Origin of the sequence: Halobacterium rubrum (assembly GCF_021729015.1) — an archaeon.
Taxonomy (GTDB): domain Archaea; phylum Halobacteriota; class Halobacteria; order Halobacteriales; family Halobacteriaceae; genus Halobacterium; species Halobacterium rubrum.
This window is the reverse complement of the sequence record NZ_JAJQQZ010000002.1, coordinates 348265-374816: the sequence shown is the minus strand read 5'-3', so window position 1 is coordinate 374816 and position 26552 is coordinate 348265. Positions and strand designations below refer to the sequence as shown.

Annotated in this window: 29 protein-coding genes; 12 read left to right on the top strand and 17 right to left on the bottom strand. The window is 70.9% G+C overall.

Annotated elements, in window-relative coordinates:
• Positions 1–36: 36 nt before the first annotated feature.
• From LT971_RS09435 to LT971_RS09425, 3 genes are all read right to left on the bottom strand, one after another.
• Complete coding sequence (locus tag LT971_RS09435) at positions 37–498, bottom strand: DUF6691 family protein (protein WP_237006676.1); 462 nt, start codon at positions 496–498, stop codon at positions 37–39.
• Between the two features lie 130 nt (positions 499–628).
• A complete protein-coding gene (locus LT971_RS09430) occupies positions 629–1186 on the bottom strand; it encodes a YeeE/YedE family protein (RefSeq protein ID WP_237006675.1) in 558 nt (185 codons plus the stop codon).
• A gap of 8 nt (positions 1187–1194) precedes the next feature.
• Positions 1195–2388: an MBL fold metallo-hydrolase gene (locus LT971_RS09425; RefSeq protein WP_237006674.1), complete on the bottom strand. Its 1194-nt coding sequence runs from the start codon at positions 2386–2388 to the stop codon at positions 1195–1197.
• A gap of 250 nt (positions 2389–2638) precedes the next feature.
• Between LT971_RS09425 and LT971_RS09420 the strand changes: the two genes are divergently transcribed.
• The gene (locus tag LT971_RS09420) at positions 2639–2884 is read left to right on the top strand and encodes a sulfurtransferase TusA family protein (protein ID WP_237006673.1); all 246 of its coding nucleotides are present in this window, start codon (positions 2639–2641) and stop codon (positions 2882–2884) included.
• 1 nt (position 2885) lies between these two features.
• A complete protein-coding gene (locus LT971_RS09415; protein WP_237006672.1) occupies positions 2886–3461 on the top strand; it encodes a DsrE/DsrF/DrsH-like family protein in 576 nt (191 codons plus the stop codon).
• A gap of 69 nt (positions 3462–3530) precedes the next feature.
• Here the strand turns inward: LT971_RS09415 and LT971_RS09410 are convergent, their stop codons facing one another.
• From LT971_RS09410 to trxA, 7 genes are all read right to left on the bottom strand, one after another.
• Positions 3531–4652, bottom strand: a complete 1122-nt coding sequence (locus LT971_RS09410) for an aminotransferase class V-fold PLP-dependent enzyme (protein ID WP_237006671.1) — start codon at positions 4650–4652, stop codon at positions 3531–3533.
• A 178-nt stretch (positions 4653–4830) separates the two neighbouring features.
• Positions 4831–5478, bottom strand: coding sequence for a helical membrane plugin domain-containing protein (locus LT971_RS09405; RefSeq protein WP_237006670.1), 648 nt, complete (start codon positions 5476–5478; stop codon positions 4831–4833).
• Positions 5479–5480: 2 nt separating this feature from the next.
• Entirely contained in the window at positions 5481–6626 is a 1146-nt protein-coding gene (locus LT971_RS09400) for an NAD(P)/FAD-dependent oxidoreductase (protein ID WP_237006669.1), read from the bottom strand.
• Positions 6623–6865 carry a sulfurtransferase TusA family protein gene (locus LT971_RS09395; protein ID WP_237006668.1) on the bottom strand — a complete coding sequence of 81 codons (243 nt, stop codon included), beginning with the start codon at positions 6863–6865 and terminating at the stop codon, positions 6623–6625. The genes LT971_RS09400 and LT971_RS09395 overlap by 4 nt, the downstream gene beginning before the upstream one ends.
• Positions 6866–6990: 125 nt before the next feature.
• The gene (locus LT971_RS09390; protein ID WP_425293277.1) at positions 6991–7584 is read right to left on the bottom strand and encodes a class I SAM-dependent methyltransferase; all 594 of its coding nucleotides are present in this window, start codon (positions 7582–7584) and stop codon (positions 6991–6993) included.
• A 171-nt stretch (positions 7585–7755) separates the two neighbouring features.
• Positions 7756–9039 carry a M20 family metallopeptidase gene (locus tag LT971_RS09385; RefSeq protein ID WP_237006666.1) on the bottom strand — a complete coding sequence of 428 codons (1284 nt, stop codon included), beginning with the start codon at positions 9037–9039 and terminating at the stop codon, positions 7756–7758.
• Positions 9040–9044: 5 nt separating this feature from the next.
• A complete protein-coding gene (gene trxA, locus LT971_RS09380; protein ID WP_237006665.1) occupies positions 9045–9482 on the bottom strand; it encodes a thioredoxin in 438 nt (145 codons plus the stop codon).
• Positions 9483–9690: 208 nt separating this feature from the next.
• Here trxA and LT971_RS09375 point away from each other — a divergent pair, with 208 nt between their 5' ends.
• The 4 genes from LT971_RS09375 to LT971_RS09360 all read left to right on the top strand — a co-directional run bounded on the left by LT971_RS09375 (position 9691) and on the right by LT971_RS09360 (position 11762).
• Positions 9691–10131, top strand: coding sequence for a DUF302 domain-containing protein (locus tag LT971_RS09375; RefSeq protein ID WP_237006664.1), 441 nt, complete (start codon positions 9691–9693; stop codon positions 10129–10131).
• Positions 10131–10700 (top strand): class I SAM-dependent methyltransferase, encoded by a 570-nt coding sequence (locus LT971_RS09370; RefSeq protein WP_237006663.1) that lies wholly within the window; start codon positions 10131–10133, stop codon positions 10698–10700. The genes LT971_RS09375 and LT971_RS09370 overlap by 1 nt, the downstream gene beginning before the upstream one ends.
• A 116-nt stretch (positions 10701–10816) precedes the next feature.
• The gene (locus LT971_RS09365) at positions 10817–11431 is read left to right on the top strand and encodes a beta-class carbonic anhydrase (RefSeq protein WP_237006662.1); all 615 of its coding nucleotides are present in this window, start codon (positions 10817–10819) and stop codon (positions 11429–11431) included.
• Positions 11432–11522: 91 nt separating this feature from the next.
• The gene (locus LT971_RS09360; protein WP_237006661.1) at positions 11523–11762 is read left to right on the top strand and encodes a hypothetical protein; all 240 of its coding nucleotides are present in this window, start codon (positions 11523–11525) and stop codon (positions 11760–11762) included.
• A 24-nt stretch (positions 11763–11786) separates the two neighbouring features.
• On the opposite strand, the gene nikR is transcribed toward LT971_RS09360, so the two are convergent.
• Complete coding sequence (gene nikR, locus LT971_RS09355) at positions 11787–12215, bottom strand: nickel-responsive transcriptional regulator NikR (protein WP_237006660.1); 429 nt, start codon at positions 12213–12215, stop codon at positions 11787–11789.
• A 67-nt stretch (positions 12216–12282) separates the two neighbouring features.
• Positions 12283–12807 (bottom strand): hypothetical protein, encoded by a 525-nt coding sequence (locus LT971_RS09350; RefSeq protein WP_237006659.1) that lies wholly within the window; start codon positions 12805–12807, stop codon positions 12283–12285.
• 166 nt (positions 12808–12973) lie between these two features.
• Here LT971_RS09350 and LT971_RS09345 point away from each other — a divergent pair, with 166 nt between their 5' ends.
• Complete coding sequence (locus LT971_RS09345; protein WP_237006658.1) at positions 12974–15259, top strand: heavy metal translocating P-type ATPase; 2286 nt, start codon at positions 12974–12976, stop codon at positions 15257–15259.
• Between the two features lie 9 nt (positions 15260–15268).
• On the opposite strand, the gene LT971_RS09340 is transcribed toward LT971_RS09345, so the two are convergent.
• The 5 genes from LT971_RS09340 to LT971_RS09320 all read right to left on the bottom strand — a co-directional run bounded on the left by LT971_RS09340 (position 15269) and on the right by LT971_RS09320 (position 19625).
• Entirely contained in the window at positions 15269–15940 is a 672-nt protein-coding gene (locus LT971_RS09340; RefSeq protein ID WP_237006657.1) for a cytochrome c biogenesis protein CcdA, read from the bottom strand.
• The gene (locus tag LT971_RS09335) at positions 15937–16473 is read right to left on the bottom strand and encodes a TlpA family protein disulfide reductase (protein ID WP_237006656.1); all 537 of its coding nucleotides are present in this window, start codon (positions 16471–16473) and stop codon (positions 15937–15939) included. Before LT971_RS09335 ends, LT971_RS09340 begins: the two co-directional genes overlap by 4 nt.
• Complete coding sequence (locus LT971_RS09330; protein ID WP_237006655.1) at positions 16470–17141, bottom strand: SCO family protein; 672 nt, start codon at positions 17139–17141, stop codon at positions 16470–16472. Before LT971_RS09330 ends, LT971_RS09335 begins: the two co-directional genes overlap by 4 nt.
• 362 nt (positions 17142–17503) lie before the next feature.
• Positions 17504–18382, bottom strand: coding sequence for an alpha/beta fold hydrolase (locus LT971_RS09325; protein WP_237006654.1), 879 nt, complete (start codon positions 18380–18382; stop codon positions 17504–17506).
• A gap of 133 nt (positions 18383–18515) precedes the next feature.
• On the bottom strand, positions 18516–19625 hold the full coding sequence (locus LT971_RS09320; RefSeq protein ID WP_237006653.1) for an actin-like salactin: 1110 nt from the start codon (positions 19623–19625) through the stop codon (positions 18516–18518).
• Positions 19626–19733: 108 nt separating this feature from the next.
• Here LT971_RS09320 and LT971_RS09315 point away from each other — a divergent pair, with 108 nt between their 5' ends.
• The 5 genes from LT971_RS09315 (at position 19734) to LT971_RS09295 (ending at position 26552) form a co-directional block, all read left to right on the top strand.
• Positions 19734–20138 carry a DUF7522 family protein gene (locus LT971_RS09315; protein WP_237006652.1) on the top strand — a complete coding sequence of 135 codons (405 nt, stop codon included), beginning with the start codon at positions 19734–19736 and terminating at the stop codon, positions 20136–20138.
• Positions 20139–20276: 138 nt separating this feature from the next.
• Complete coding sequence (locus LT971_RS09310; RefSeq protein WP_237006651.1) at positions 20277–21245, top strand: AAA family ATPase; 969 nt, start codon at positions 20277–20279, stop codon at positions 21243–21245.
• A gap of 89 nt (positions 21246–21334) precedes the next feature.
• Positions 21335–24595 carry a transglutaminase TgpA family protein gene (locus tag LT971_RS09305; protein ID WP_237006650.1) on the top strand — a complete coding sequence of 1087 codons (3261 nt, stop codon included), beginning with the start codon at positions 21335–21337 and terminating at the stop codon, positions 24593–24595.
• A complete protein-coding gene (locus LT971_RS09300) occupies positions 24595–25224 on the top strand; it encodes a DUF7269 family protein (RefSeq protein WP_237006649.1) in 630 nt (209 codons plus the stop codon). The genes LT971_RS09305 and LT971_RS09300 overlap by 1 nt, the downstream gene beginning before the upstream one ends.
• A complete protein-coding gene (locus LT971_RS09295) occupies positions 25221–26552 on the top strand; it encodes a DUF58 domain-containing protein (protein WP_237006648.1) in 1332 nt (443 codons plus the stop codon). Before LT971_RS09300 ends, LT971_RS09295 begins: the two co-directional genes overlap by 4 nt.

Here is a 26552-nt window from a genome sequence, read left to right as displayed (position 1 = left end):
TGGGGAAGTGGGTGATTGCGGCGGGGTAGCGCGGTATCAGTCTGCGCCCGCTGGCGCGGCGTCGGAGGCAGTCGCGCGACTCCGGTAGACTCCCTGGGCGTACGCGCCGAGGAACATCCCGGCGAGCGCCCAGAGGATGGTGACGTTGCCGACGCCGAGGCTCGCGTAGGCGGCGCCCGGACAGATGCCCGAGAGCCCCCAGCCGACGCCGAAGATGGCGCCACCGACGAGGACGTTCCGGTCGAACGGCTTCAGGCGGCGCTCGTACCGGTCGCCCGTCAGGGGCGCCCGGTCGCGAATCCGGGGCATCACCGCGAAGGCGATTCCCGAGACCACCGCCGCGCCGAACATCACGAACAGCAGCCCGAAGTCCTCGAACTGGAGGAAGTCCAGGACGACTTCCGGACGTGCCATCTGACTGAATCCGAGTCCGAACCCGAACACGATGCCGCCGAGGAATATCAGCGGCTTGAACAGCGGATGTCGGTCGTCGCTCACGTGTCGCTCCCTCCTGTCGCTCCCGCTCGCGCGGTTCGAGACGCTCGCTGCTCACGGCTCACGTCCGTTCGCCGTTCGCTCTCCGAGGGGCTCACCCCGTTCGCGCCTCGCTGTGCTCGCGTCTCGCGCATTACGGGCTCACCCCCAGAGCGGCGACGACCTGAGCGGTCCCGATGGCGACGGCGAGGAACGTCGCGACGCCGACCAGCGACGTCTTCGACGCCGAGCCGACGCCGCAGACGCCGTGGCCGGACGTACAGCCCTTGCCGACGCGGGTGCCGACGCCGACGAGGATGCCGCCGAGGAACAGCCGCCACGGCTGGACGGTCGTCGACCAGAGCGTCACGCCCGCGACCTCGTACAGCTCGCCCGTGCTACCGGTCTCGTACAGCGACGTGGTGACGACGCCGGACTGCACCGTGGCGGCGAACAGCGTCCCGCCGAGGACGATGCCGAGCGTGAACAGCACGCGCCAGTCCCGGGAGCCGACGTACTGCTGGAACCGCGACTGGTCGGAGACGTACGACAGCGTCGACTCGAGGAACGTGCTCGCGCCGGCGGGGATACCGGTGCCGACGTAGATGACGAGCGCGCCGAGGCCGACCAGCAGGCCGCCGACGGCGTACCGGCTGATGCCGTTGGGGAACAGCTCGGCGGCTGACAGCAGCGGGACTGGGTCAGCGACCATCGGCGTGGTCAGTCACCCGCGAGCGAGTCCTGGCTCGCGGCGCAGTTGTTCGGGCCGAGTTCGAGCGTGAACGCTTCCTCGTCGTCGACCGAGTGCTGGCCGAGGTTCGTCGCGATGATGTCCTCGTAGTTCGCCGGCCGCGGCGGCATGTCGGAGAGGACGAGGTCGACGAAGTCGTCCTCGTCCATCGTGAGTGCGTCCATGTCCTCGACGAGCTCGCCGATGGGGGCGGTGTAGGTGTCGTCGTCGGCCGCCTCGGCGGCGTCGCTGAAGTGTGCGCCACCGACGAGCGTGTCGTCGGGCAGCGTGAGGACGCGCTCCTGAAGGGACTCGTAGAGCTGGCGGGCGGCGTCCGGCGCGCCGTCGTCGCCCTCCTCGAGGTCGGGGCGGGCGACGCTCTCGACGAACAGGCCGTCGCCGGTCGCGAGCAGGCTGTCGCCGAGCAGGTAGGAGGTCATCCCGGACGTGTGGCCGGGCGTGGCGACGGTCTCGACGGTGGCGTCGCCGACCGTGAACGTGTCGCCGTCTGCGGCGGTCGTGAGGTCGTTGGCGTACGTGACGCCGCGTTCGACGGCTGCCTCGGGGATGACGCCTTCGACGCCTTCGTCGTCGAGGTCGCGCACGCCCGAGATGTGGTCGGCGTGGATGTGGGTGTCCAGCGCGTACTGGAGGTCGACGCCGAGGTCGTCGGCGTCGTCGAGGTACCGGTCGGTGAACGCGCGCAGGGGGTCGACGATGGCGGCCTCGCCGTCGTCGTAGAGCAGGTAGCCCAGACAGCCCGAGGACGGGCGCTGGTACTGCAGCAGCGTGCCGGGGCCGTCGTAGCGGTCGACTTCGACGGCCTCGTAGATGCCCGCCCAGCCGTTCATGCCCTCGTCGAGGTGGTCGACGTCGTAGCCGCGCTCCGCGAGCGTGCCCGCGACGTATTCGCTGGCGCCGCCCTTCGCGCAGAGCACGGTGACCTCGCGGTCGTCGGGAATCTGTTCGAGGACGTCGTCGTCGATTTCCTCGTCGAGGAACTCGTAGTAGGGGACGTTGATGGACTCGACGGTGGGGCCGTCGATGTGCCACTCCTCGTACTCGCTTTCCATGCGAGCGTCCAGCAGCGTCACGTCGTCGCCGGCGTCGATGCTGTCTTTGAGCGTCTCCGGCGCGAGCGAGTCGACCTCGACGTCGGGGGTCGGGAAGTCTTCCGGGTTCATGTCGTGCACTCCCGGCTACCGGATGGACGCACAAAAGAGTTTGCATAGAAATCCACAAAGCGCACAATACAATTGGAGCGGTAGAAACGCAGAACGACTGTGGATGTCTCGAATAGGGTGCTTTGTACGCATTTTGGCCCACCTCACGCTGCCTCGGATGTTCGACGAGTGCACAAGAAACGACATTCTTTTACCTGCCGCAATAATATTGTGCGTTAGCTCCAATACAGACCAACGGAGCAGATTACCCATGACTGACGCATTCGACATCTCGGAGACGCTCGACGTGAAAGGCGAATCGTGCCCCATGCCGGTCGTCAAGACCAAGGCCGCAATCGACGACCTCGGCGCCGACGAGGTCCTGGAGGTCGTCGCGACCGACTCGGGCAGCATGAGCGACATCGACGGCTGGGCGACCGGCACCGAGGACGTCCAGCTCCTCGACCAGGTCGAGGACGGCGACGTCTACAGACACTACGTCGAGAAGACGGCCTGAGATGAGCGCTGACACACCCGACGCCAGCGAGGAGGACGCGCCCACGCGAGCCGAGCTCGCGGCGCGCGTCGACGAACTCGAAGCCCAGCTCGACGCCGCTACCGAGGGCGACGACGGCCAGAAGAAGATGTCCATCATCGCGACGAAGGGCACCCTCGACATGGCCTACCCGCCGCTCATCCTCGCGAGCACCGCGGCCGCCTTCGGCTACGACGTCACCGTCTTCCACACCTTCTGGGGGCTGGACATCCTCCACGAGGAGAAGACCGACGACCTCAAGCTGAGCTCCGTCGGCAACCCCAACATGCCGGTGCCGAACGTCGTCGGTGCGCTCCCGGGCATGGACCGCGTCACCACCGCGATGATGGAACAGAAAATCGAGGACAACGACACCGCGACCATCGAGGAACTCCTCGAGACCAGCCTCGAGATGGGCGTGGAGTTCCAGGCCTGCCAGATGACCATCGAACTGATGGACTACGACGAGGACGACTTCTACGACGGCGTCACGACGGGCGTCGGCGCCGCCACCGCCCTCCAGGACATGGCCGAAGCCGACATCCAGCTGTTGGTCTGACCCCTCGCTCCCACACCCGACGCCCCACCCTACCCCACTTCTCCCGGTCTCTCGGCCCGAGCAGCGGCCCTACTCCCACTCGGCAGCGAGCGCGTCGACCAGCCGGTCGACTTCCGCCGCCGTGTTGACGGCGTGAATCGACGCCCGAACGGCCGCCGGCTCCGGGAGCGCGCGCACGACGACGTCGTCTTCGCGGAGCCGCTGGACCGTCGCTTCGGGGTCGTCGACGTCGACGGTGACGAGCCCGGTCTCCGGCGACGCCGGACTCAGCAGCCGGTCGTCTGGCACCGACTCGGCGAACCGGCCGGCGAGCTCCTGGACCCGGTCTTGGATGCTGTCGACGCCGACCTCGTCGACGACGTCGACGGCCTCGCGGAGCGCGACGTGCGGCGCGGGGTTCGCGGACCCGACTTCGAAGCGGCGCGCGCCCGCCGCGAACGCGAAGTCGTCGGCGGTCGGCGTCTCGACGCTCCGCCAGCCGACGGTCCGGGGAGCCAGCGTCTCGGCGACCTCGCGGTCGACGTGGAGGAAGCCGCCGCCCCAGACGCCGAGCAGCCACTTGTGGCCGGCGGCGGCGACGGCGTCCGCGCCCCACTCGGTGACGTCCAGCGGGCGCTGCCCGGGCACCTGGACGGCGTCCACGAGCGCGAGCGCGCCGGCGTCGTGCGCGATGTCGACCAGCTCCTGCACGGGGAGGACGGTGCCGTGGGTCCACGTGACCGCGCTGAAGCACGCGAGCGTCGCGCCGTCGACGGCGTCGGCGAAGTCCTCCGGGTCGAGGCGGCCGTCCTCGGTCTCGACGACGCGGACCTCGACGCCCTCCCGTTCGAGGCGCTGCCAGGGGAGGACGCCGGCGGGGTGTTCGAGGTCCGTGCGCACGACGACGTCGCCGGGCGACCAGTCGATGGCGGTCGCGACGGCGTTGATGCCGGCGGTCGTGCTCTCCGTGAGCGCGATCTCGTCGGCGTCGCTCGCGCCGACGAAGTCGGCGACCCGTTCGCGGGTCTCGTCGTAGGCGGCGAACGCCGACTCGTAGGGGTCGCCCTCGGCGGGCACGTCGTACTCGTGGCTGCGGACGAACTCGTCGGCGGCCTCGACGACGTACTGTGGGCTCGGGCCGTGCGCGCCGAAGTTGAAGTAGTCCGTCGACTGGAGGGCGGGCACGTCGGCGCGGAGCTCGGTGGGGTTCACTGCGTCGCCACCTCCGGCGCTGCGGCGTCCTCGATTCGTGAGTCGTCGACAGCGGCGTCGTGCCGGCAGTCGCGGCCAGTCGGTGTCATGCCGGGGACTACACGGCCGACGGTGAATAATCTTGGGTAGAAAATACAATACTGGGCTGGCGGGCGGACGAGCGCGCGGAACCCCGCGGTCAGTCCGGCGAGTCGCCAGCCTCGGCGGCGCCGATGGCTCGCGCGACGGCGACCAGGTAGCCCAGTCCGCGCTGGACGTCCGGGTCCCGCGAGGCCTTCAGCAGCCCGACGGTCCCGACGCGCTCCGGCGGTTCGCCCTCGGCGTCACCGAGCCCCGACAGCACCGTCTCGAGGCCATCCCGGGTGTCGTCGTCTGCGGCGGTCTCGGCGACCTCGCCGAGCGACGAGCCCGTGCCCGCCAGCGACCGCACCATCTCGTCGTCGAGCGCCGACGTCAGCAGCGACGCGACACCCGCGAGTTCGACCAGTTCGTCCAGCGCGCCGGTCCGCTGCAGCGCCAGCAGGGACTCGAGCGCGTCCTCGAGTTCCGCGCCGTTCTGGCCGACCGTCTCCGCCAGCGCCGCCGTCTCGTCGGTCGCGAGGCCGTCGGCGGACTCCGCCAGCGTCGACGACGTGTCTGCGACCTCCCGCACCATCTCGTCTGTGAGCGCGCCCTCGCCGAGCGCGAGCACGTCCAGCAGCTCGTTCACGGCGTCCAGCCGCTCGACGAACGCCGCCACAGCCTCCGGGTTCTCGGCAACGACGGCCTCCAGGTCGGCCGCCGACTCGGACTCGACGGCGGCCGTCTCGGTGGCTTCCCCCGTCATCGTCAGAGCAGCCCCCGTGCCGTCAGCCAGTAGGACTCGTTGTACGCCAGCTTCGACCAGTGCAGCTTCTCCGAGGGCGGCGCCGGCGACGGCGGCGTCTCGTAGTCGAACTCCACGAACGAGGCGGCGTCCATCCCCGTTTCGACGAAACACAGCGTCTTCCCGTCGTACGTCGCCGTGGCCGGCCGGCCCCTGACCTCGCTGGCGAGGCGCTGCCCGACGACGCCCGCCTGGTAGTGCGCGACGCTGCCGGCGTTCGGCACGCCCGTGTCGGCGGTGTCGCCGATCGCGTAGACGTCCTCGGCTGCCTCGGCTTCCAGCGTGTGTCTGTCGACGTCCACCCAGCCGTCGTCGCCCAGCCCCGCGTCGGCGACGAGGTCGACGCCGCTGTGGGGCGGGATGCCCACCAGCAGGTCGTAGTCAAGTTCGGTGCCCTCCATCGACGTGATGGTCTCTGCCTCCGGGTCGACTGACTCGGCGTTGAAGAACGTCTCGACCTCGATGTCCCGCTCCTCCATGATAGGCTGGGCCCACTCGGCGATGTGCGGGTTGCCGTGCACGCGCTGGATGGGGTACGTGTACGTGATGTCGACGTCCTCACGCAGGCCGCGCTCTCGGAACCAGTCGTCGGCCATGAACACGAACTCCAGCGGAGCGGCCGGACACATGTGGGGGGTGCCGACGACGCTCAACACGAGGTGTCCCTCGGTGAACGACAGCAGCTCCTCGCGAAGCGTCTCTGCGCCGGCCTCGCTGTAGTAGTCGTGTGCGCCCTCGGCGAGCCCGGGGACCCGGTCCGGTTCGAGCGTCGACCCGGTCGCGAGCACGAGGTAGTCGTACTCGATGGGGTCGACGGCCTCCCGGGCACTCAGCCGTTTCGCGTCGGTGTCGACGTCGGTGACCCGGTCGATGCGGACGTCGACGCGGTCGTCGACGAGTTCGTCGAGCGGCCGGCGGCCGTCGGCCGGCTCGCGCTGACCGAACGGGACGTACAGCCAGACGGGCTTGTAGACGTGGTCGGGGTCGTCGTTGAGGAGCGTCACCTCGACGCTCCCGTCGTCGATCTCCGGACCGAGGTGGTCCGCGAGGTCGTTCGCGAGCACGGTGCCGCCGGTGCCGCCGCCGAGGACGACGATGTGGTCGGTCATGCTTTCTCCACGTAGAACACGCTGTGGTCGTCGCGCTCTTCGACGGCGAGCAGGTCGTTGCCGGCCTCCTCGGCCCACTCCGGGACGTCCGTATGGGACTGGTCGTTGTCGCTGTACAGCGCGACGACGGCCCCGGAGTCGACGCTCCGTATCTTCCCGATGAGGTCCATCAGTGGCCCGGGGCAGGCGGCGCCGCGGGCGTCGACGGTCTCGTCGGGCTTGATGTCGGGTGCAGTCATGGTCTGTCTGGGGCTACGGCCGGCCCCGTATTAATATTGTGCGTAGGTTCCAATACAATGGAAAACCGGGGTCGCGGGACGCAGTGCGTGTCCGGTCACACCGCGTCTGCCCCTCGCCCCGCCTGCTACCGCTCGAACCGGAGCGCGTAGTGGTACGGCGGCAGCGAGACGTGCGCCCGCTCGGTGAACCCGGCGACGCCCTCAACAGCCGCCCGGGTCTCGTCCGGCGAGAGCCGGCAGTCCGTCGGCGGCCCTCGTGGCTCGCCGAGCACCGTCGTCTCCGCTCGCGGCCGCGCGGCCCAGTTCACGACGACGAACTGGCCGCCCGGCGCCAGCGCTTCGGCTGCCGCCCGAACGACCCGCCCGCGGTCGTCGACGCCGTGGAACGCGTTCGCGAGTATCACTCGGTCAACCGGCTCGGGGAGCACGTCACCGAGCGACCGGGCGTCCCCCCGAACGGGGTGCAGCGTCTCCACGCCCTGTCGGTCGGCCAGCGTCTCGAGTTCGGCGAGCAGCGACTCGTCGACGTCGACGGCGTACACTGGCGCCGGCGCCGCGATTCTGGCGGCGGGCAGCGCGAAGTAGCCGTTCCCGCAGCCGACCTCGGCCACCGAGTCGCCCGCCTCGACGCCGAGGTCGCGCAGCGTCTCGCCCGGCGCCGGCCACAGCCGCCCCCACCAGTCCCAGTCCGGCTGGCCGGTGTGCTCGAAGGACTCCACGGTCACCGACCCCCTCGCGCGCCGCCCCGGGGTCGCCCAGTTACCGGCGGACAGCCGACAGTACTGGTAGCTGTATTGTCTTTCATACGCAATCCTATCCGGTACGGGGGTTTAATTCTGTCTCGTGCGCCCGGCCGTCCAACTCACTGTGCCGTCCGAGGTCGCCGGCGGTCAGTCGTGCTCGGCGACCCACCGACCAGGCAGCGCGGCGTACGTCAGCGCGTTCCCGGCGAGCGCGTCCACGGTGGTGTACTCGTCGACGGCGTGGACCGTGTCGGTGCCGAGCGCGAACTCCACGGTCGGAATGCCGGCGTTCCGCAACTGCTTGGCGTCGCCGCCGCCCGTGGCGCTCCGGCGGAACACGCGCTCGCCGATTGCGGCCTCGGCGGTCGACGCCACCGCCTCCACCAGCGGGCTGTCCACCGGCTCGACGGTGCCGACGCTCCACGAGACGTCCGCCACGGAGACGCCCTCGCAGCCGGCGACGCACTCCCGGATGTCGCCCAGCACCTCGGCGGTGTCCACGCCGGCGGTCAGCCTGACGTCGATTTCCGCCCACGCGGACTCCGGGACGCTGTTGACGGCGTCGCCGCCGTGCAGCGTCCCGAGGTTGATGCTGGGCGTGGTGAACAGCCTGCGCGCAGTCGCCTCGCCCATCGCCGGCGCGTAGTACTCGACGGACTCCGCGAGGACCGCCTCGACGGCCGGGTCGAGGGACAGCTCGCGGCCGCCGAAGCGCTCCCTGAGCTCCTCGACGGCGGCGTACAGCCGGTCGATGGCGTTGTCGCCGAGCACCGGCCGAGAGCCGTGTGCGCCCTCGCCGTCGGCGTCGAGGGTCAGCCAGATGCTGCCGCGGTCCGCGACTGTCACCGAGTGCCGGCCGTCCTCGCAGGTCGGCTCCCCGATGACACAGGCGTCGGCGTCCAGGTGGTCGCCCGCGAGCAGCGCCGGCAGGCCGGCGTCGCCCCCGACCTCCTCGTCGCTGACGAACGCGAACACGAGGTCCGCGGGCGGCTCGCCGTCGCTCTCGGCGTGCGCGCGCAGCGCCAGCAGCATCGCCGCCAGCGACCCTTTCATGTCGGTCGCGCCCCGGCCGTAGACCCGGTCGCCGTCGCGCTCGCCGAGCGGGTCGTGCGTCCAGTCCTCGGCGTCGAACGGCACCGTGTCGAGGTGGCCGTCGTACAGCAGCGTCCGGTCGCCGGCGCCGGGCAGCGTCACGACGAGGTTCGGCTTCGCCGGGTCGACGGCGACCCGTTCGACGTCGACGGGCAGGTCGGCGACGTAGTCGGCGACGAAGCCGGCGAGCTCCCGGGTGTCGCCGGGCGGATTCTGGGTGTCGACGGCGAGCAGGTCGAGCGCGAGCGCGACCAGGTCCTCGCGGTGCTCGCGGACGTACGCCGTCACGTCACTGGCCCGGTCGCCGTCGCCGAGGTCGCCCGCGCTCTGGTCGCTCACGGTGGTCAGGTGTAGGCCTCGACGGTCGTCCGGAGCCGGGACTCGTCCTGCGCGCCGACCAGCCGCTCGACGGGCTGCCCGTCCGCGAACAGGACGAGGGTGGGGACGCCGCGGACGCCGTACTCGGCGGCCAGCGGCTGGTTGGCGTCGACGTCGACCTTGGCGACGGCGGCGTCGGTCTCGGCGGCGACGGTCTCGACGACCGGCTCGAGCATCTGGCAGGGCCCACACCAGTCCGCGTAGAAGTCGGCCAGCACCACGTCGTGGGCCTCCAGCAGCGAGTCGAGGCCGGCAGCGCCGTCGACGGACTGCGGCACGTCCGGCGTGCCGGCGCCGGTGTCCGTCTCGTCGTCTCCCTCGTCGAACCGGCCGTCGGCCGCTCGCTCCTGCAGCTCCGCGAGCTTCTGTTCGCGAATCTCCGCGAGTTCGGCGTCGTCTGTCATTGGTCGGCAGTAGGGCGGCCGCCGCCTTATTCGTTGTGCACATAATACACAATACTGAGTCGCGGGCGGACTGGCTCGTAGCGCCCGGCTCACCCCGTTTCTCACGTTCGGTCGGTCGCACGTGGCGGTTCGAGTGCGCTGGCGCGAGACGGCCAGCGGGTACTCGTACCCCAAGAGTATTTGCTCGTCTCGCCCAATACTAACCAGAATGGTGCTCCCTATCGACCCTGCAGAGATCGACCCGGACGACGTCGGTGAACAGCAGACCACCCTCGAGATGGACCACGAGGAAGCCATCGAGTACGTCCGCGACGTCTTCACGGAGGCCGGCTTCGGCGTCCCCGTGGAGTTCTCGCCCTCGGAGATGCTCAACGAGAAGGTCGACGCGGACCGCGACCCCTACTACGTGCTCGGCGCCTGCAACCCCGAGGTCGCCGACCGCGCGCTCGACGCGACGGACAACCGCCTCGGCGCCCTGATGCCGTGCAACGTCGTCGTCTGGGAGGAGGAGCCCGGCCGTCAGCGCGTCTACCACGTCTCCATCATGCGCATCGCGCGACTCGTCGGCCTCGCGCCCGACGACGACGAGATGGCGGACATCGTCGCCACCACCGGCGAGATTGTCGACGAAGCGTTCGAGAACCTCTGATGGGATTCCACACCTTCGACGCCTCGCGCGCGGACAAACTCGAGCGGCCGGAGCGCCGCTACCGGTTCCTCTCCGCCGAGGAACTGGTCGGCGCGCTCGCGCTCGACTCCGAGGACGCCGTCGCCGACCTCGGGAGCGGCACGGGCTTCTTCACCGACGACGTCGCCCCGCACGCCGGCCGCGTTCACGCCGTCGACGTGCAGGAAGCGATGCACGACTACTACCGGGAGAAAGGCGTCCCCGAGAACGTCGACCTCGTCACGAGCGGCGTCGGCGACCTGCCGTTCGCGGACGGTGCGCTGGACGCCGCGTTCTCGACGATGACGTACCACGAGTTCGCCGGCGACGACGCCCTCGCCGAGATTGCTCGCGTGCTCGCGCCCGGCGGCCGGCTGGTCGTCGTCGACTGGGCGGCCTCCGGGAGCGGTGAGGCCGGACCGCCGGTCGACGAGCGCTTCGACGCCGCGACGGCGGCCGACGCGCTCCGCGACCACGGCTTCGACGTCGGCCGCGAGGCGGTCCGCCCCGAGACGTTCGTCCTCGAGGCCGCCGCTCCCGCCGGCGACTGACCCGCCGACCGGCCGGCGCCGCTGTCGCGGCGAACTTGGCCGCGTGTTCGGTTCGTTCTCCATTCCTGCCGACTCGCCAACACCCAGGGAGCAGCCGCTCACAGGACCACACGCGCATGTCCGAGACTAACTCTCACGACCACGAGCACGGCCACTTCCACGAACACGTCGACGAGAGCGTCGACGCCCACGACGACTGGGCGCGCCGGCGACGAGAGGGCATCCCGACCGACGAGCGCCTGCTCGTCGTCGCCTGCATGGACGAACGCATCCCCGTCGAGGACGCGCTCGGCATCGAGCTCGGGGACGCCCAGATCTACCGCAACGCCGGCGGGAAGGTGACCGACGACGTGGTGCGGTCGGCGGCGCTCACCACGCAGTTCTTCGACACCGAGGAGATCATCGTCGTCAACCACACCGACTGCGGGATGATGAGCGCGCCCGACGACGCCGTCGTCGAGGGACTGGAAGCCGCAGCGGGCGGCGACCTCGACGGCGTGGACCTCGACCCGGCGCTGCCCGAACTCTCCCTCGGCGACGCCTCGGTCGCCGACTGGGTGCGGATGACCGACGACATCGACGAGGCCTGTGCCGCTCAGGTCCGGTACCTCGAGGAACACCCGCTGGTGGACGCAGAGGTCAACGGCTACGTCTACGAGGTCGAGTCGGGCCGGCTCCGGTACCCCGGGGGCCGGGTCGCCGAGGAGATCAGCACGCGCGTCGAGGAGTAGCGCTCTCGGCGCCGACTGCGGCGGCACTCCCACCCGGTTTCGACAAACGTAGTAACCTAGTTTTATTATCGTCGAACAACTGGGCCAGGGTATGAGCGCTACGCAACTGGACGCCCCCGCAGGCGTCCTGTCGTCCGTGCGGAACATCGAGTCGGACCGCCGCAAACTCGTCTACCTCTACCTCGCCGTGCAGGGCGGCGCCACCCTCGAAGAACTCAAAGCCGACCTCGAACTGCCGCTGCTCACGCTGCTGCGCGTGCTCCCCGACCTCCGCGAGAACGAGCTCGTCGCCGAGCACGACGACGGTCGCTGGGTCGCCCAGCAGGCCTGACCGGCGTCCCGCCCGTTCTCCGCGTCAGTTCACGTCCGACAGCGGCCCGAAGTCGTCGACCGGCAGCACCGAGTAGTCGATGGTCAGCGTGTCCTGGGTCGCGCGGATCTTCCCGACGAACGCCGAAATCTCCTCGAGGCCGCCCTCCAGGACGAACAGCTCCATGCAGTGGTGGCTGCCGACGTGGCTGTGGAAGTTCGACGCCACGAGGTCCTCGTGCTCGTGGCGCAGGTGCATCATCTTCTCTTCGACGTTCGTCGTCTCGTAGTCGAAGACGACGGTGACCACGCCCATCAGCTCGCGGCCCTCCAGTTTCTTGTCCTCGAACTCGCCCAGGAGGTTCCGGCTGGCCTCCCGGACGACCTCGCTGCGGCCCGTGTAGCCGTGGTCCTCGGCGAAGTCGTCGAGTCGTTCGAGCAGTTCTTCCGGCATAGAGACGCTGACGACGCTCATGTAACAACACGGGCGCCGCGAGTTGTTAAAATATGCTATCATACCCGCCGTCTGGGCGGGGTAGTTACTAGTGGAGCGTCCCCTCGCGGACGTGGTCGTCGTGCGCGAACAGCGCGTACCCGACCTCGGCGGCCGAGTACCCCGACTCCGCTGCGATCTCCCGGATGGGCCGAATCATCGCCACGTAGTCGGCGCTGTCGAAACTCTCCTTCCGGCCGTCGAGGTACCCCTTCCGCTCGAGGGACGCCCACACCCGAGTGTCCACGACGGCGTGGCGTTCCGGGTCGACGGCCGCCAGCACGCAGGACGCCGTCGGCGCCTTGAACCCCGACAGCCCGGTCAGCAGCTGTATCTTCGAGAAGTCGCCCTCGACGTCGAGGACGTTGCTCGTGACCTCACGGCAGCGGTCCTCGGGATTCTTCTCGACGTGGTACGCGCTGCGCGTCGAGGACTCGTAAGCGACGTCGTACAGCTGGCTGCGCGTCAGGTAGCCCTGCTCGCGGTAGGCCGCCCCGAACTCGTCGAGGCGCTCGGGGAGTACGCCCTGCGTGTCGGCGTACCGTTGCAGGTTCTCGGCGACGAACTCCTCCATGGCGGGGGGTTGCCGGCGGCAGGGCGTAAAGCCACTGCCGCCGACCGGTCGGTGGGAACCGAGCCCCGAGTTAGTAATACAATCGGTCTCAGTTGTTAAGAACGAACAACTATCACCCGGTTCGTAGCAGCGGACTTCATAACGGAGCGGTCCCTAGCCCCGGACAATGACTTCCAGCGAACAGCCGACCGGCGCCGGCGACGGCGCAGTCGAGTTGCGACTCGACGTCCCCGACATGGACTGCGCGTCCTGCGCGGGGAAAGTCGAGGACGCACTCGACGGCGTCGACGGCGTCACCGGCCACGAGGAACAGCCGACGACGGGGTCGACGGTCGTGACCTACGACGAGTCGACGACCAGCGAGGCCGACGTCGTCGCGGCCGTCGAGGCCGCCGGCTACGAGGTCACCGGCACCGGCAGCGACCGGGACACCGACCGCGCCGACGTCTGGACGAGCCCCCGCGCGCTGAAGACGTGGGCGGGCGGCGTCTTCGTCGCCGTCGGCCTCCTCTTCGAGTTCGTGCTCGGGGACGCCAACGCGCTCCTCGCGACGCTGGCCGGCAGCGAACTGCACGTCGCCGACGCGCTGTTCCTCGCGGCGGTCGCGCTCGGCGGCCAGGAGATCATCCGCGGCGGCGTGCGGTCGACGCGCGCGCTCCGCATGGACATCGACTTCCTGATGTCGGTGGCCATCCTCGGCGCGCTCGTCGCCAGCCTCGCGTTCGGCGAGTCCCTGTACTTCGAGGCCGCGACGCTCGCGGTGCTGTTCAGTATCGCCGAACTCCTCGAGGGGTACGCGATGGACCGCGCCCGGCAGTCCCTGCGGGAGCTGATGGAGCTGTCGCCGGACGAGGCGACTGTCAAACGCGAGGACGGCTCCGAGGAGACGGTGCCGGTCGAGGCCGTCTCGGTCGGGGACCGGGTCGTGATACGGCCCGGAGAGAAGATTCCGACCGACGGCATCGTCGTCGACGGCGAGAGCGCCGTCGACCAGTCCCCGGTCACGGGCGAGTCCGTCCCCGTCGAGAAGGTCGACGGCGACGACGTCTACGCCGGCACCGTCAACGAGACCGGCTACCTCGAGGTCGAGGTCACGTCGGCGGCCGGCGACGACACGCTCTCCCGCATCGTCGAACTGGTCGAGGACGCCCAGTCCAACCAGACCGAACGCGAGCAGTTCGTCGAGCGCTTCGCCGCGAAGTACACGCCCGCAGTCGTCGGGTTCGCGGTTCTCACCACGCTCGGGACGCCGTTCGTCTTCGGCGTCTCGTGGCCGACCGCCGTCGTCTACGGGCTGACGCTGCTCGTGCTCGCCTGCCCCTGTGCGTTCGTCATCTCTACGCCCGTCTCTGTGGTCTCCGGCATCACGAGCGCCGCGAAACACGGCGTCCTCGTGAAGGGTGGCAACCACCTCGAGGCTATGGGGAGCGTCGACGCCGTCGCGTTCGACAAGACGGGCACGCTCACCACCGGCGACCTCGCCGTGACCGACGTCGTCCCCCTGAACGGCAACAGCGAGGCGGACGTGCTGGCGTGCGCTCGCGGCCTCGAATCCCGCAGCGAACACCCCATCGCCGACGCCATCGTCGACGAGGCGGACGACGCCGGCGTCGAGGCGCCCGCGGTCGACGGCTTCGAGAGCGTCACCGGCAAGGGCGTGCGCGCGGACCTCGACGGCGAACCCCACGTCGCGGGGAAGCCCGGACTGTTCGAGGAGCTCGGCTTCGACCTCTCGCACGTCCACGCCACCACGGACGGCGGCGTCGTCACGCAGGCAGCCCGCGAGCGCTGCGAGCGCAACGACTGCGTCGACCTCCTCGACGAGACCGTCCCGGGCCTCCAGGCCGAGGGGAAGACGGTCGTGCTCGTCGGGAGCGACGACGAACTGGAGGGCGTCGTCGCCGTCGCCGACGAGGTCCGGCCGGGCGCGACGGAAGCCGTCGCACGCCTCCGCGAGCTCGGCGTCGAGCGCACCGTCATGCTCACCGGCGACAACGAGCGCACCGCCCGAGCGGTGGGCGACGAGGTCGGCGTCGACGAGGTGCGGGCCGAACTCCTCCCCGACGAGAAGGTCGCCGCCGTCGAGGAGCTGGTCGCCGAGTACGGCGACGTCGCGATGGTCGGCGACGGCATCAACGACGCGCCCGCGCTCGCCACCGCCACCGTCGGCGTCGCGATGGGCGCCGCCGGCACCGACACCGCCCTCGAGACGGCGGACGTCGCGCTGATGGGCGACGACATCGCGAAACTTCCCTACCTCTACGAGCTCGCCGGCGACGCCAGCGGCGTCATCCGGCAGAACGTCTGGGCGAGCCTCGGCGTGAAGGCCGCGCTCGCGCTCGCGGTGCCGTTCGGCCTCGTCCCCATCTGGCTGGCCGTGCTCGCCGGCGACGCCGGCATGACTGTCGGCGTCACCGGGAACGCCATGCGGCTCTCCCGGGTCGAACCCTGACCGGCGGACTCACGCGATTCCGAGGACGTTCAGCTCGAAGACGGCGAGGTAGAACTGGCCGAGGCCGGCCAGCACCATCACGACGCCGGCCAGTCGCTGGACGCTGCCGGCGTGCGCGCCGAGGTCCCGCCACGCGTCGACGCCGGCGCCGGCCAGCAGCGTGACGCCGACCAGCGGCGCCGCCACCCCGCCGGCGTAGGCGCCGAGCACTGCGGTGGCGCCGGCCGCCGGGAGTGCGAGCACCTGCGCGACGACGCCGACGAACAGCGGGACGACGCAGCCCGCCGCCGCGACGGCGTAGACGGCGCCGAACGCTCCGAACCCGAGCACGGACGTGGGGCGCTCGGGCAACGGGACCCGCACCTCGGGGCTGCGCCCGGTCAGGACGAGTGCGCCGAAGGCGACCAGCCCGAGCCCGATGACCGGCTCGAGCACCGGGAGGGCGTCTCTGGCCGGCTGGCCGACCGCCAGCACGAGCCCGGCGACGGCCGCTATCGCGGTGACGGCGCCGACTGCGGCGGCGACAGCGGCCGCCACTACGGCCGTGTCGCTGTCGCTCTCCGCGACGTAGAAGCCGACGTACCCCGGCAGCAGCGGGAACGCACACGGCGCGAAGAACGTCGCGACGCCGGTCCCCGCAGCGAACGCGGCGGCGCCCACGACCGAGGCGCTGGCGGTCATGCGTCGAGGTCGTCGAGGTCGTCCCGGAGGTCGCTCGCCGCGGCGACGCCGCTGTACTCGGCGACGATTCGGCCGTCGGCGTCGGCGACGGCGACGAACGGCAGCGCGCTCGCGCCGAACGCCGCCAGCAGCTCGCTCCCGGGGTCGATGCCGACGGACCACGCCCCGCCGTGCTCGCGCCACCAGTCCGCGATGTCCTCGCGGGTCAGCGTGTCGCCGACGCGCTCGTTGGTTACCGAGACGAACGCCACATCGAGGTAGTCCTCGCGGACCGCCCGGAGCTCGGCGAGCTGTTCGTCGCAGGGCGCACACCACGTCGCGAACAGGTCGACGACGGTCGGCGTCCCCGGCTGCGGGACGGTCGCGGTGCCAGCCGTCGACCCGGGCGCGTCGAGGGTCTCGACCTCCAGAGGTAGTCCGGCCGGGCCGCCGTCGCCCTCGCCGGGGCGAGGCACCCCGTTCCGGGCGACCCAGAGGCTGGTGCCGGTCAGCCCCGCGCCCGCCAGCGCCCCGAGCACCCGGCGTCGCTTCACGCCTGCCTCACCGCCGCGAGGTCGTCCAGTATCTGGTCCTCGTTCGGCGCCTTCGACCGGTAGGCCCGCTCCACGTAGCCGTCGCCGTTCACGAGGAACGTCAGCGCCGAGTGCGTGAACATGTACATCTCCATGTCCTCCGGGTGCGTGCGCTCGAACGTCACGCCGAACGCCTCCGAGACCACCGTCTCGGCGCGCTCCGGGCTCTCCGGCCGGAGGAACGTCCAGCTGTCGGCGTCGACGTCGACGTTCATCTCGCCGGCGTACGCCCGGAGGCGGTCGACGGTGTCTCGCTCGGGGTCGAAGGTCACCGGTAGCAGCGACACCTCGCCGGCGTACCCCTCGTTGGCAGCGTGCGTCTGGACGTTCCGCATCGTCGAGATCAGCACCGGGCAGACCGTGTTGCAGTGGCTGTAGAAGAACGTGTACAGCGCCGGCTGTGTCACGTCCCGCGTGGAGACCTCACCGCCAAGGAGCGGCGCCGGGAGTGTCACGTCGGGGACGCGCTCGCCCCACGCCGGGTAGGGGAGGTCCTCGCTGTCGTACCGTCTGTCTGGCTCGCTCAACACCGTCGGCGTGTCGTCGCCGCCCCCGAGCGCGCCGAGGCAGCCGGCCGTCCCGGCCACCGCGGCGCTCCCGGCGAGCGACAGGTAGGTTCGTCGGCGCATTGTCGTGTCCTCGTGGCTGCTCGCCGCCCGCACCGGATGGTCGACTCGGTCGCGGTGTCCCCGGCGCTCGGTGTTTCGTCGCCGAACCCCGGAACGAACGCGCCGCCACCGGCCCGCAGGACGCACCGGCGGCTGGCGCCCGTCCGACACGGAGCGGCAATCGCACTGCCGTCCACGTCCGCCCGGAATCCCGGGGCGACCCTACATCCTGTTGCGATTCTCACGCTGCGGGAATCCGCAGCGGGCGGTCCCGCCGGTCTGACAAGACATTTACCGTCCGGGTACGCAGGGGAAGCCGCCGGGTAGGGGTACCCGAGTTCTTTCCGGGGGTCGGGGAGCCAGCGGTAGCGCTGTCCTCGCCCCTACCCGTCGGCCAGCCAGGACACGAGGTCGTCGGCGTGGTCGGTGAGCACGAGGTAGTGGCCGGCGTTCTCGTGGACGGTGAGCTCGGCACCCGGGACCGTGTCGGCCACCTGCTGTGCGACAGACACGGGCACCGTCTGGTCGAACGCACCGTGCACGACCCGGGTCGGCACGGGCACGTGTCCGAGGTCGAACCCCCAGTCGCGGCCGAGCGCGGCGAACTCCGTCGCCACGCCACGGGGGCCGTTCCGGACGCACTCCCGGGCGTCCGACAGCAGGACGCGACCGGTCTCCCCCAGCCGCGGGTCCGCGAGGTCGCCGTCCCGGGGGTCGCCGACGACGTCGGTGAACCGCGTGGCGTCCGCGACCTGCCGACAGAACAGCCACGCCAGCGGCCGCACGAGGTGCGCCGAGAACCGGCCGACGCCGGTCGCGGCGCGCACGAACCCGTCGAGTTCGCTCGCCAGCGCCGGCGGCGGCGAGCCACTCGCGACGACGCAGCGCGTTACGCGCTCCGGCGTGCAGGCGGCGCAGGCGAGCGCGTGCGGCCCGCCCGCGGAGAACCCGGCGACGGCGTAGTCGTCGAGGCCGGCGGTGTCCGCCAGTGCGGCGACGTCGTCGGCCCAGTCGGCCAGCGGGCGGACGCCGGCGTCGGCGGACCGGCCGATTCCGGGGCGGTCCGGTGCGAGCACGCGGACGCCGTGCTCGCTGGCGGCGTCTCCCAGGAGGCTCCCCTGCACGCGTGACCCCGGGAGCCCGTGACAGAACACGACCGGGGTGCCGTCGGGGTCGCCGTACTGGGCGTACGCGAGCGTCCGGCCGTCGCCGAGGGTGACAGTCTCCGTCCCCTCGACTGTCTGCACCTGGCCAGTCGCCATCGAGTGTGCATGTCGATGGCGCGGCTTAAGGTTTGGTACTCGGTGCTTACTCGCTCACGAGCCCCGAGACGGCGCCGGCTCTCCCGGCGCAGCGGACCGGGTAGCTCTGGTCGCTCGTAGCGGCGTCTGGCGCCTAGTACTCGCCGAGGTCGACGAGCCGCTCGGCGATGCGGTGCGCACCCCGGGCGGCCGCCGTCTCCGGCCGGTCGGCGGTCGTCGCCTCGACCTCGCGGCCGACCTCCTCGCTCAGCCGGTCCTCGAACTCGCCGACGATGCCGGGGATGCAGGCCATCCCGCCGGTCAACACCACGGGGTTGTCCAGCGCCTGCTGGTAGACCTTCATGTAGTCGTTGGCGAACTCCGGCATGAAGATGTTCGCGACCTCGTTGACCGCGTCGTCGACGAACTCGTCGACGGCGTCCATCACGGCGTCCTCGATGGTGAACTCGTAGGTGCCGCCGCCGGGCTGCTGGATGATGTCGCTGAACGGCTCGTAGTCCTCGAAGTCGGCGTGGTCCTCCTTGTACTCGCGGGCGGTCGTGAGGTCGATGTTCACGCGGCCCTGTGTCTCCTCCTCGACGTAGTTCGCGATGCGCCGGTCGACCTCGCTGCCCGTGACGGCGCCCGTCGAGAACGGCGCGAGCTGTTCGCCGCGGCGGTAGGCGCACGCTTCGAGGTTCGTCGACCCCATGTTGACGGCGACGAACGTGTCCTCGATGGCGTCGAGACCGTCGCCGAGGGCGGGAACCGCGCCACAGAGGCTCTCCGGGTAGGACGCCACGCGGCGTTCGCCGACGGGGCCGTCCTCGATGATCTCGGCGAGGCGTGCTAGCCCCGCTTCGTTGTCGATGGTCGGGATGGCGTACACGACCACGGAGTCCGCGCTGAGACCGTTGGCGGCCGCGAACTCCTCGAAGAACCGCTTGGCGAGCCCGGTCGTCTCCTCGTCCTCGGGCAGCCCCGAGCGCAGCATGTACCGGACGCGGTCCGGGTACTCGGTCGCCGCCTCCTCGCCGTAGATGACGTGTTCCTCGCCGGTGAGCGCGTCGTCGTAGGTCGCCAGGCAGGTCAGCGTCTGCGTGACGTCAGGGTCACTGGCGTCGCCGGCCGCGACCACGGTTCGCGTGCTCCCGACTTTCACGCCGAGCGCGGACGGCTGGTCGCCGAACTCCATCTCTTCAGCAGCGCTGCGTTCCTCGCCGTCGTCGCCGCCGTCGTCGGTCGCCTCGTCTTCGTCGGACATGTGTGCTCGTTGACCCGCTGAGTGGAAAGGTCTTCTTGCCGCCCACCCCCACCCACACCGTGATAATTACCCACACAGTTCTTGTGGGTCGCCGCCGAACCGAGTGCCATGAGCAGCGAGCCGAGTTACGCGCCGGACGCGCTCGCGAGCGAACTGGTCAGTGCCTGCCGCACCACCGTCGGCGACCAGCTGCGGAGCGTCGCGTACTTCGACGCCAGCGGCGAGGAACAGATATACCTCCGCGACGACCTCGAACCCGACGCCGACATCGTCGGGTTCGCCGACCAGGAACGCCAGGGGTTCCGCTCGCAGACGGTGTACGGCGGCTCCGAACTCGGGGAGTACCAGTACACGATGCGGGCGTTCGACCGCGGCTACCTCACGCGCGTCATCGAGGACGGCCACGGCGCGTTCGTCACCACCGACGAACTCCCCATCGACCACTTCGACGAACTCGCGTCGGCGGTCCGTAGCGTGCTCGCCGCCCACGCCAGCGGCAGTGAGACCACGTAGCGGTGGGTCACGTTCTCACCCGAGGCAGTCGGGCAATTAGTACGGGCGATACCCCACATGGCAGGACCGTGGCGATACCCGACCGTGGGCTCGCAGAGAACAGTAAGTATTTGAAATAACGGTGATGCTTGTTATCCAATGAATCCGTCGACGGCACGCGACCGAGCGGACGACGTCCTCGACACCGTACGAGCCGCCGTAATCGCCGAGGACCGCTTCCTCGAGACGGTGATCACCGCGTTGCTCGCCGACGGCCACGTGCTGATGGAAGACGTTCCCGGAACTGGGAAGACGCTCACCGCCCAGAGCGTCGCGACGGCGCTCGGCCTGGAGTTCAGCCGCATCCAGTTCACGCCGGACCTGCTCCCGGCGGACATCACGGGGTCGAACATCTACAACGAGGCCGAGGGGACCTTCGAGTTCCAGCCCGGCCCGATCTTCGCGAACGTCGTGCTCGCCGACGAAATCAATCGCGCCCCACCGAAGACGCAGGCCGCGCTCCTCGAGGCGATGGGCGAGGGACAGGTGAGCGTGAACGGCACGACCCACGAGCTACCGAGCCCGTTTTTCGTCATCGCGACCCAGAACCCCGTCGAGCAGGAGGGGACGTTCGGGCTCCCCGAAGCCCAGCGCGACCGGTTCATGGTGAAGACGAGCATGGGGTACCCGGACCTCGACGGCGAACTGGAGCTGGTCGACCGTCGCGCGAACCGGTTCGAGCACGTCCCGAGCGTGACGCCGGTCCTCGACGGCGTCGACACGGTCTCACAGCTCCAGCACGTCCCGGAGACCGTCGAGGTCGAACAGCGGTTACGCGAGTACCTCGTCCGGCTCGGCCGCGAGACGCGCGAGGACAGCCGCGTCGACGTGGGTGTGAGTCCCCGGGGCATCCAGAAGCTCTTCGAGGCGGTTCGGGCCCGTGCCACGCTCGCGGGCCGCGAGTTCGTCGTCCCGGACGACATCAAGGAGATGGCCGTCCCAGTGCTTCAACACCGGCTCGTGCTCACGCCGGAGGCGAGCGCGAGCGGCGCCGAGAACACGGCGATCGTCGAGGACACCCTCGACCAGCTCGACGTGCCAGCAGTCACCGACGGGGAACATGCCTGAGAGCGGGCTCCGGACCGCCGGCCAGCCCGGATACGAGTGCCGCGAGTCGACCGGCGTGACCACAGCGTGGACGGAGGCGCCCGGCGACGATGAGTGACAGCTCCGGCACCAGGCTCACCGAACCCGGCGAGTCTCGAGACTGGGGGCGGGCGACCCTCACGGTGCTCGTCGTGGTCGCCATCGTGCTCGCGACTGGCCTGACACCCGTGCTCGGGTCACTCACCGGCGGAACACCAGTCAGCGCCGTCCTGCCCGGGTCTGGACAGTCGGACAGCGCGCAGGAAGGACCGCTCGGGCCCGGCTCGGACGCCGCCGGAGGCGGCCCGATGGGGAACGGGACTGACGGCGGCGGCGGCACGAGTGAGGGAGCGAGCGGTTCGGCCGGTAGTGGCGGCACAGGTGAGGGAGCGAGCGGTTCGGCCGGGTCGTCGGGCGGGACGAACGGCGGCGCCCCGGGTGCTGGGGGCAGTGCCGGGTCGCAACTTGGCGCACTGACACCCGGCGAGCAGACCGGGGTCGGCGGCAGTCTCTCCCCGGGGAACGACTCGGCGTTCCAGTCCCTGAACGACGAGGTCCACTTCGTCGTGCGGGCGAGCCGACCGGCGTACTGGCGGACGAACGCGTACGACCGGTACACGGGGGGCGGCTGGCAGCAGTCCGGGGGTGCGACGGCGTACGACACGCCCCTCGACACTGCCCGCACGGACACCCGCGTCGTCCAGCAGGTCCGACTCGAACAGGCGGCAACGGCGCTCCCGACAGCGTGGCAGCCGCGCCGCGTCGACAGTCCCGCGCCGCTCGAAGTGACGCCAGCACGCGCAGTGCAGGCTCCAGACGCGCTGCCGGCGGGAACGGAGTACACGGCAATCAGCTACCGGCCGCCGCGTGACCCGTCGGTGCTGCGTGCGACCGGCGGCGACGACCCGCCTGCGCTCCACGAGCAGTACACGCAGTTGCCGGCAGCGGAACGCGACGCGCTCGACCCGGCCGCCAGCGACATCACGGCGGGCGCGTCCTCGCGGTACGAGGCCGCAACGCAGGTCGAAACGTGGCTCGAGACGACGAAGAACTACTCGCTGTCTGTCCCGGAGCCGTCGAACGACGGCGTCGCCAGCCAGTTCGTCACCGAGATGGACGCCGGCTACTGCGAGTACTTCGCAACCGGCATGACGGCGCTGCTGCGTGCCGAGGACATACCCGCGCGCTACGTCGTCGGCTACTCGCCCGGTCAACAGACCGGCCCGAACGAGTACACGGTCCGCGCGATGCACGCGCACGCCTGGGTCGAGGTCTACTTCGACGGCGTCGGCTGGGTCCGCTTCGACCCGACGCCCGCCAGCGAGCGGCTCGACGAGCAGTCTCGCGCGGTCGGCACCGGCGGCGGCGCAGGCGGCGACGGGAACGCCAGTACGGGGGCCGTGGCCGGGTCGCCGGGCGAGAGTGCGCCGACTGCGGGCGACGGCGAGTCGTCGATGAGCGGTAACGGTGGCGGTAGTGGTGGCAGCGGTGAGGGCGGGACCCAGTCTGGCGGGGGCGGCGGTGAGAGCGGGACCCAGTCGGGGAGCGGGACGGACCAGTCCGGCGGGGGCTCCTCGGAGTCGGGCGGCGACAGCGAGCAGGGGCAATCCGGGACGACGGACGGTGGCGACACCGGGGGGACGACGGACGACGGCACGACGACCGGCGAGAACAGTCCGTCAGACTCGGACGACGACTCCGACGCGCCGCAGAACGACACCGAGTCACCGGACGCCGACGACGACGACGGCGGCGACGACACCGACGACGAGCGGCTGCCGCCACTGAAGGTCTCCCTCGACCCCGAGCCGGTCCCCGGAGCGACAGTCACCGTTACGGTTACCCGTAACGACACGGCAGTCGAGGGCGCAGACGTCGCGTTCAACGGTGACCACGTCGGCGCCACGAACGCCAGCGGCGCCGTCACGGGGACCGTCCCGTACACTGCAGAGCTGAACGTCTCAGTCACCCCGCCTCCGGGGCCGCCCGACGCGGAGCGCGCCGCGACCCGGCCTCCCGACCCGGCCCAGACCGAGACGAGCTACCGGCCTCGCGACCTCCGGACCGGTACGGAGACGACCAGAAACACGAGCACCCGTACAGCGCAGGTCCGGGGGTACGCGGACCGGCAGGAAGCCGGGAACAACACCACCCAGCAGTACCGCCTCGACACGGACGCGTCGGTGTCCGTGCTCGGGCAGCGGGTCACCGGGAGTGACGTCCGCGTCGTCGGCGCTGTCGGCGACGTCCCGCTCCGGAACGCCACTGTCTATGTCGACGGCTCGCGGGTCGCTGCGACGAACCGGTCCGGCGTCGCGACACTCACGCTCCCCGAGACGCCCGGTCCCGCGACGGTCCGGGTCGAACGCGGCGAGGTCGCCGGCAACACGACACTCACGCTCGAGGCGCTGGACGTGGAAGCGACCCCGAGCGCGCCGCTCGCGCTCCCGTTCACGGCGGTCGACGTCTCGGTGACGCTCAACGGCTCGGCCGTCCCCGGCGCGCCGGTCACGCTCGACGGCCGACGGGTCGGCACCACGAACGAGGACGGCACCCTCACGACGCGCCTGCCACTGGCCGACACGGCGACAGTCCGCGTGACCCGGTACGAACAGACGACGACCGCGACCATCGAGGGACTGTACCGGAACACCGCGGCCGCTGGCGTCGCAATCGGACTGCTGGCGGGCGCGCTCGCGTTCGCGAAGCGCCGCTACGGCGTGAGCGTCCGCTCTGCGCTCGCTCGCCTCCTCGGCGTCGCGGTGGCCCTCGTCCGGGGGACCATCACCCTCGCTGTCGGCGCCGCAATCGGCGTCGCCTCGTGGCTCGCCCGTGGCGTCCGCGCGGTCCGGGACGTGACCCTCGCCGTGCTCGCGACGCTGCGCGGGAAGCTCTCACCGCGGGCGCTCGCCGCGGCACTCGTCGCGTGGCTGCGGCGGTCCCGCGAGCGCGCGGTCACCCGGACGGCAGCTGCCACCGACAGCGTCTCGAACGTCGCTCGAGCCATCCAGGGCAGCGAGGAGTCACAGCCGGACTCGGACTACCGGACGTTCCGGAACGCGTGGAACGCGTTCCTCACCCACGTCACCGTCCGCCGGCCCAGTCAGTACACGCCGGGGGAACTCGCGACCCACGCTGTCACTCGCGACGACCTGCCGGCGGACGCCGTCCGGACGCTCCGCGACGAGTTCCGCGCCGTCGAATACGGCCGCCGCGAACCGTCGGCCCGCCTGGAACACGTCGAGACAGCGAGTCGCGCCATCGAGACGGCGGCTACCGCGGACGCCGACCAGACCGACGAGACCACCGGCGGAGACGGGGGTGACGAGTAGTGCGGTTCCGGACCCTGACCGCGGGCGGCGTCGGCGTCCTCGCCCTCGCCCTCGGGCTCACGTTCACGTTCGCGCCGGAGACCGCGCTACGGATTCCCGGGCTGGTGCCCGCCCGGGACGCACTCCGGGCGGTCAGTCCGGGGCAGCTCCTCACCGGGCTCGGCGCCGTCCTCTCGCTGTACGCGGTCGGCGCGAGCTGGCTCGGTGGCGGGCGAACCTCACCGACGTCAGGCGCGGAGTCCCGGTACGTGAGCGTCCGGGAACAGCCGCCCGAGCGCGTCGTCGACGACGGCCGGACGCCGGTCGGCGACACGGTCGACGCCGACCTGAACGCCAGCGAGGTCAGCGAGTACGGGGCGGCAGACGCACGCGCCCTCCTCTACGAGACGGCCCACGCGACCCTCGCGGTGACGACCGACGACCCGGAGCGCGCGCTGGCCACCGGCTCGTGGACGGACGACCAGCGAGCCGCGGCGTTCCTCTCGGGCACCGACGACGTCGACCACACCGTCTGGAGCCGCCTCCGGTTCTGGCTGGACCCGCGCCGGGAGCGGGCGCGGCGCGTCCGCGCCGCGGCGCGCGAGGTCGAGGCGCTCGGCGACACCGTCTCGGAGGGTGATGCCCGATGACCGCCGCGGTCACCCGGACGCCACGCTGGCAGACGACCAGCGTCGCCGCGCTCCTCCTGGTCGCGGTCGGCTTCCTGTTCGCGGCGCCGCTCGTGGTCGCCGGTGCTGTCGTTCCGGTCGCGTTCGCGGCCTACGACGCCCTCTCGTCGGTTCCCGCGGGGGCGGAGCTCCGGGCCACCCGGGACATCGACCCGCCGGCCGCCAGCCCGGGCGACCACGTGACGGTCACCCTCTCGGTGACCAACACGGGCGACGCAACCGTCCCGGATCTGCGGGTCGTCGACGGCGTTCCCGGCGAACTCGCCGTCGTCGACGGCACGCCGCGGCTCGCGACGCCGCTGCGCGCGGGCGCCACGGCGACGACCACCTACGACGTCGTCGCGAAACGGGGCGCCCACGAGTTCGACACGCCGGTCGCGAGCGGCCGGTCGTTCGCCGGCAGCGACCGCGCCACGGTGACCCTCGACCCCGACGGCGACGCGAGCCTCGAGGGACTGCGCGCGATCGACTCCCCGCCCACGCACACACCCATCCACCGCGCCGGCACACAGCCGACCGACCAGGGCGGCCCCGGCCTCGAGTTCTACCGCACACGCGAGTACCAGCACGGCGACCCGCTGGACCGCCTCAACTGGCGCCAGTACGCCAAGACGGGCGAGCTCGCGACCGTCGAGTTCCGCGAGGAACACGCCACACGGACCGTGCTCGTCGTCGATGCGCGCACGCCGACTCGGGTCAGCCCCTCGCCCGGCCACCCGACCGCGACAGAACTCGACGCCTACGTCGGCGCCCGCCTCCACAGCGCACTGACGGCGATGGACGTCGAGACGATTCTCACGGCAGTCGGGCTGCCGGACGGCGCCGTGTCGACTCCCACGCCGGACGCCCTCCCGTGGGCGGCGACGGATACGCCTGCAGACGCCGCAGACGTCCTCGACGCCGCCGAAGCGGTCGCCACACAGAACCGGGCTGTCACGTCCACGGACCCCCAGCCGCCGGAGGAGGACGTGTTCGACATCTCGATGCCGGCGGCCGGCGACGCGCTCCGTCGCCGGCTGCCACCGCGCGCGGAAGTCGTCGTCGTCTCCCCCCTGCTCGACGACTGGGCGCTGGAACTCGTCGGCGGCCTCCAGCCGTACGGGTACCCCGTGACAGTCGTGAGTCCGGACGTCACGCACAGCACGACGAGCGCGGGGTCGGTCCTCTCACTGCACCGCAGCCTCCGGCGCAAACTGCTGGCCGACGCCGGCCACTCGGTGGTCGACTGGCACCCCGATACGCCCGTCGACACCACGCTCGAACGCTCCCTCGCCACGCTACACAGCTGA

Excerpts from the sequence above, each read along its gene's own strand:
- LT971_RS09345 (WP_237006658.1), top strand. The coding sequence starts at position 12,974 with ATGACTTCCAGCGAACAGCCGACCGGCGCCGGCGACGGCGCAGTCGAG.
- LT971_RS09375 (WP_237006664.1), top strand. The coding sequence starts at position 9,691 with ATGGTGCTCCCTATCGACCCTGCAGAGATCGACCCGGACGACGTCGGT.
- LT971_RS09430 (WP_237006675.1), bottom strand. The coding sequence starts at position 1,186 with ATGGTCGCTGACCCAGTCCCGCTGCTGTCAGCCGCCGAGCTGTTCCCC.
- LT971_RS09425 (WP_237006674.1), bottom strand. The coding sequence starts at position 2,388 with ATGAACCCGGAAGACTTCCCGACCCCCGACGTCGAGGTCGACTCGCTC.
- LT971_RS09320 (WP_237006653.1), bottom strand. The coding sequence starts at position 19,625 with ATGTCCGACGAAGACGAGGCGACCGACGACGGCGGCGACGACGGCGAG.
- LT971_RS09360 (WP_237006661.1), top strand. The coding sequence starts at position 11,523 with ATGAGCGCTACGCAACTGGACGCCCCCGCAGGCGTCCTGTCGTCCGTG.
- LT971_RS09315 (WP_237006652.1), top strand. The coding sequence starts at position 19,734 with ATGAGCAGCGAGCCGAGTTACGCGCCGGACGCGCTCGCGAGCGAACTG.
- LT971_RS09305 (WP_237006650.1), top strand. The coding sequence starts at position 21,335 with ATGAGTGACAGCTCCGGCACCAGGCTCACCGAACCCGGCGAGTCTCGA.
- trxA (WP_237006665.1), bottom strand. The coding sequence starts at position 9,482 with ATGACAGACGACGCCGAACTCGCGGAGATTCGCGAACAGAAGCTCGCG.
- LT971_RS09310 (WP_237006651.1), top strand. The coding sequence starts at position 20,277 with ATGAATCCGTCGACGGCACGCGACCGAGCGGACGACGTCCTCGACACC.
- LT971_RS09295 (WP_237006648.1), top strand. The coding sequence starts at position 25,221 with ATGACCGCCGCGGTCACCCGGACGCCACGCTGGCAGACGACCAGCGTC.
- LT971_RS09395 (WP_237006668.1), bottom strand. The coding sequence starts at position 6,865 with ATGACTGCACCCGACATCAAGCCCGACGAGACCGTCGACGCCCGCGGC.
- LT971_RS09415 (WP_237006672.1), top strand. The coding sequence starts at position 2,886 with ATGAGCGCTGACACACCCGACGCCAGCGAGGAGGACGCGCCCACGCGA.
- nikR (WP_237006660.1), bottom strand. The coding sequence starts at position 12,215 with ATGAGCGTCGTCAGCGTCTCTATGCCGGAAGAACTGCTCGAACGACTC.
- LT971_RS09405 (WP_237006670.1), bottom strand. The coding sequence starts at position 5,478 with ATGACGGGGGAAGCCACCGAGACGGCCGCCGTCGAGTCCGAGTCGGCG.
- LT971_RS09325 (WP_237006654.1), bottom strand. The coding sequence starts at position 18,382 with ATGGCGACTGGCCAGGTGCAGACAGTCGAGGGGACGGAGACTGTCACC.
- LT971_RS09340 (WP_237006657.1), bottom strand. The coding sequence starts at position 15,940 with ATGACCGCCAGCGCCTCGGTCGTGGGCGCCGCCGCGTTCGCTGCGGGG.
- LT971_RS09370 (WP_237006663.1), top strand. The coding sequence starts at position 10,131 with ATGGGATTCCACACCTTCGACGCCTCGCGCGCGGACAAACTCGAGCGG.
- LT971_RS09420 (WP_237006673.1), top strand. The coding sequence starts at position 2,639 with ATGACTGACGCATTCGACATCTCGGAGACGCTCGACGTGAAAGGCGAA.
- LT971_RS09400 (WP_237006669.1), bottom strand. The coding sequence starts at position 6,626 with ATGACCGACCACATCGTCGTCCTCGGCGGCGGCACCGGCGGCACCGTG.
- LT971_RS09365 (WP_237006662.1), top strand. The coding sequence starts at position 10,817 with ATGTCCGAGACTAACTCTCACGACCACGAGCACGGCCACTTCCACGAA.
- LT971_RS09350 (WP_237006659.1), bottom strand. The coding sequence starts at position 12,807 with ATGGAGGAGTTCGTCGCCGAGAACCTGCAACGGTACGCCGACACGCAG.
- LT971_RS09330 (WP_237006655.1), bottom strand. The coding sequence starts at position 17,141 with ATGCGCCGACGAACCTACCTGTCGCTCGCCGGGAGCGCCGCGGTGGCC.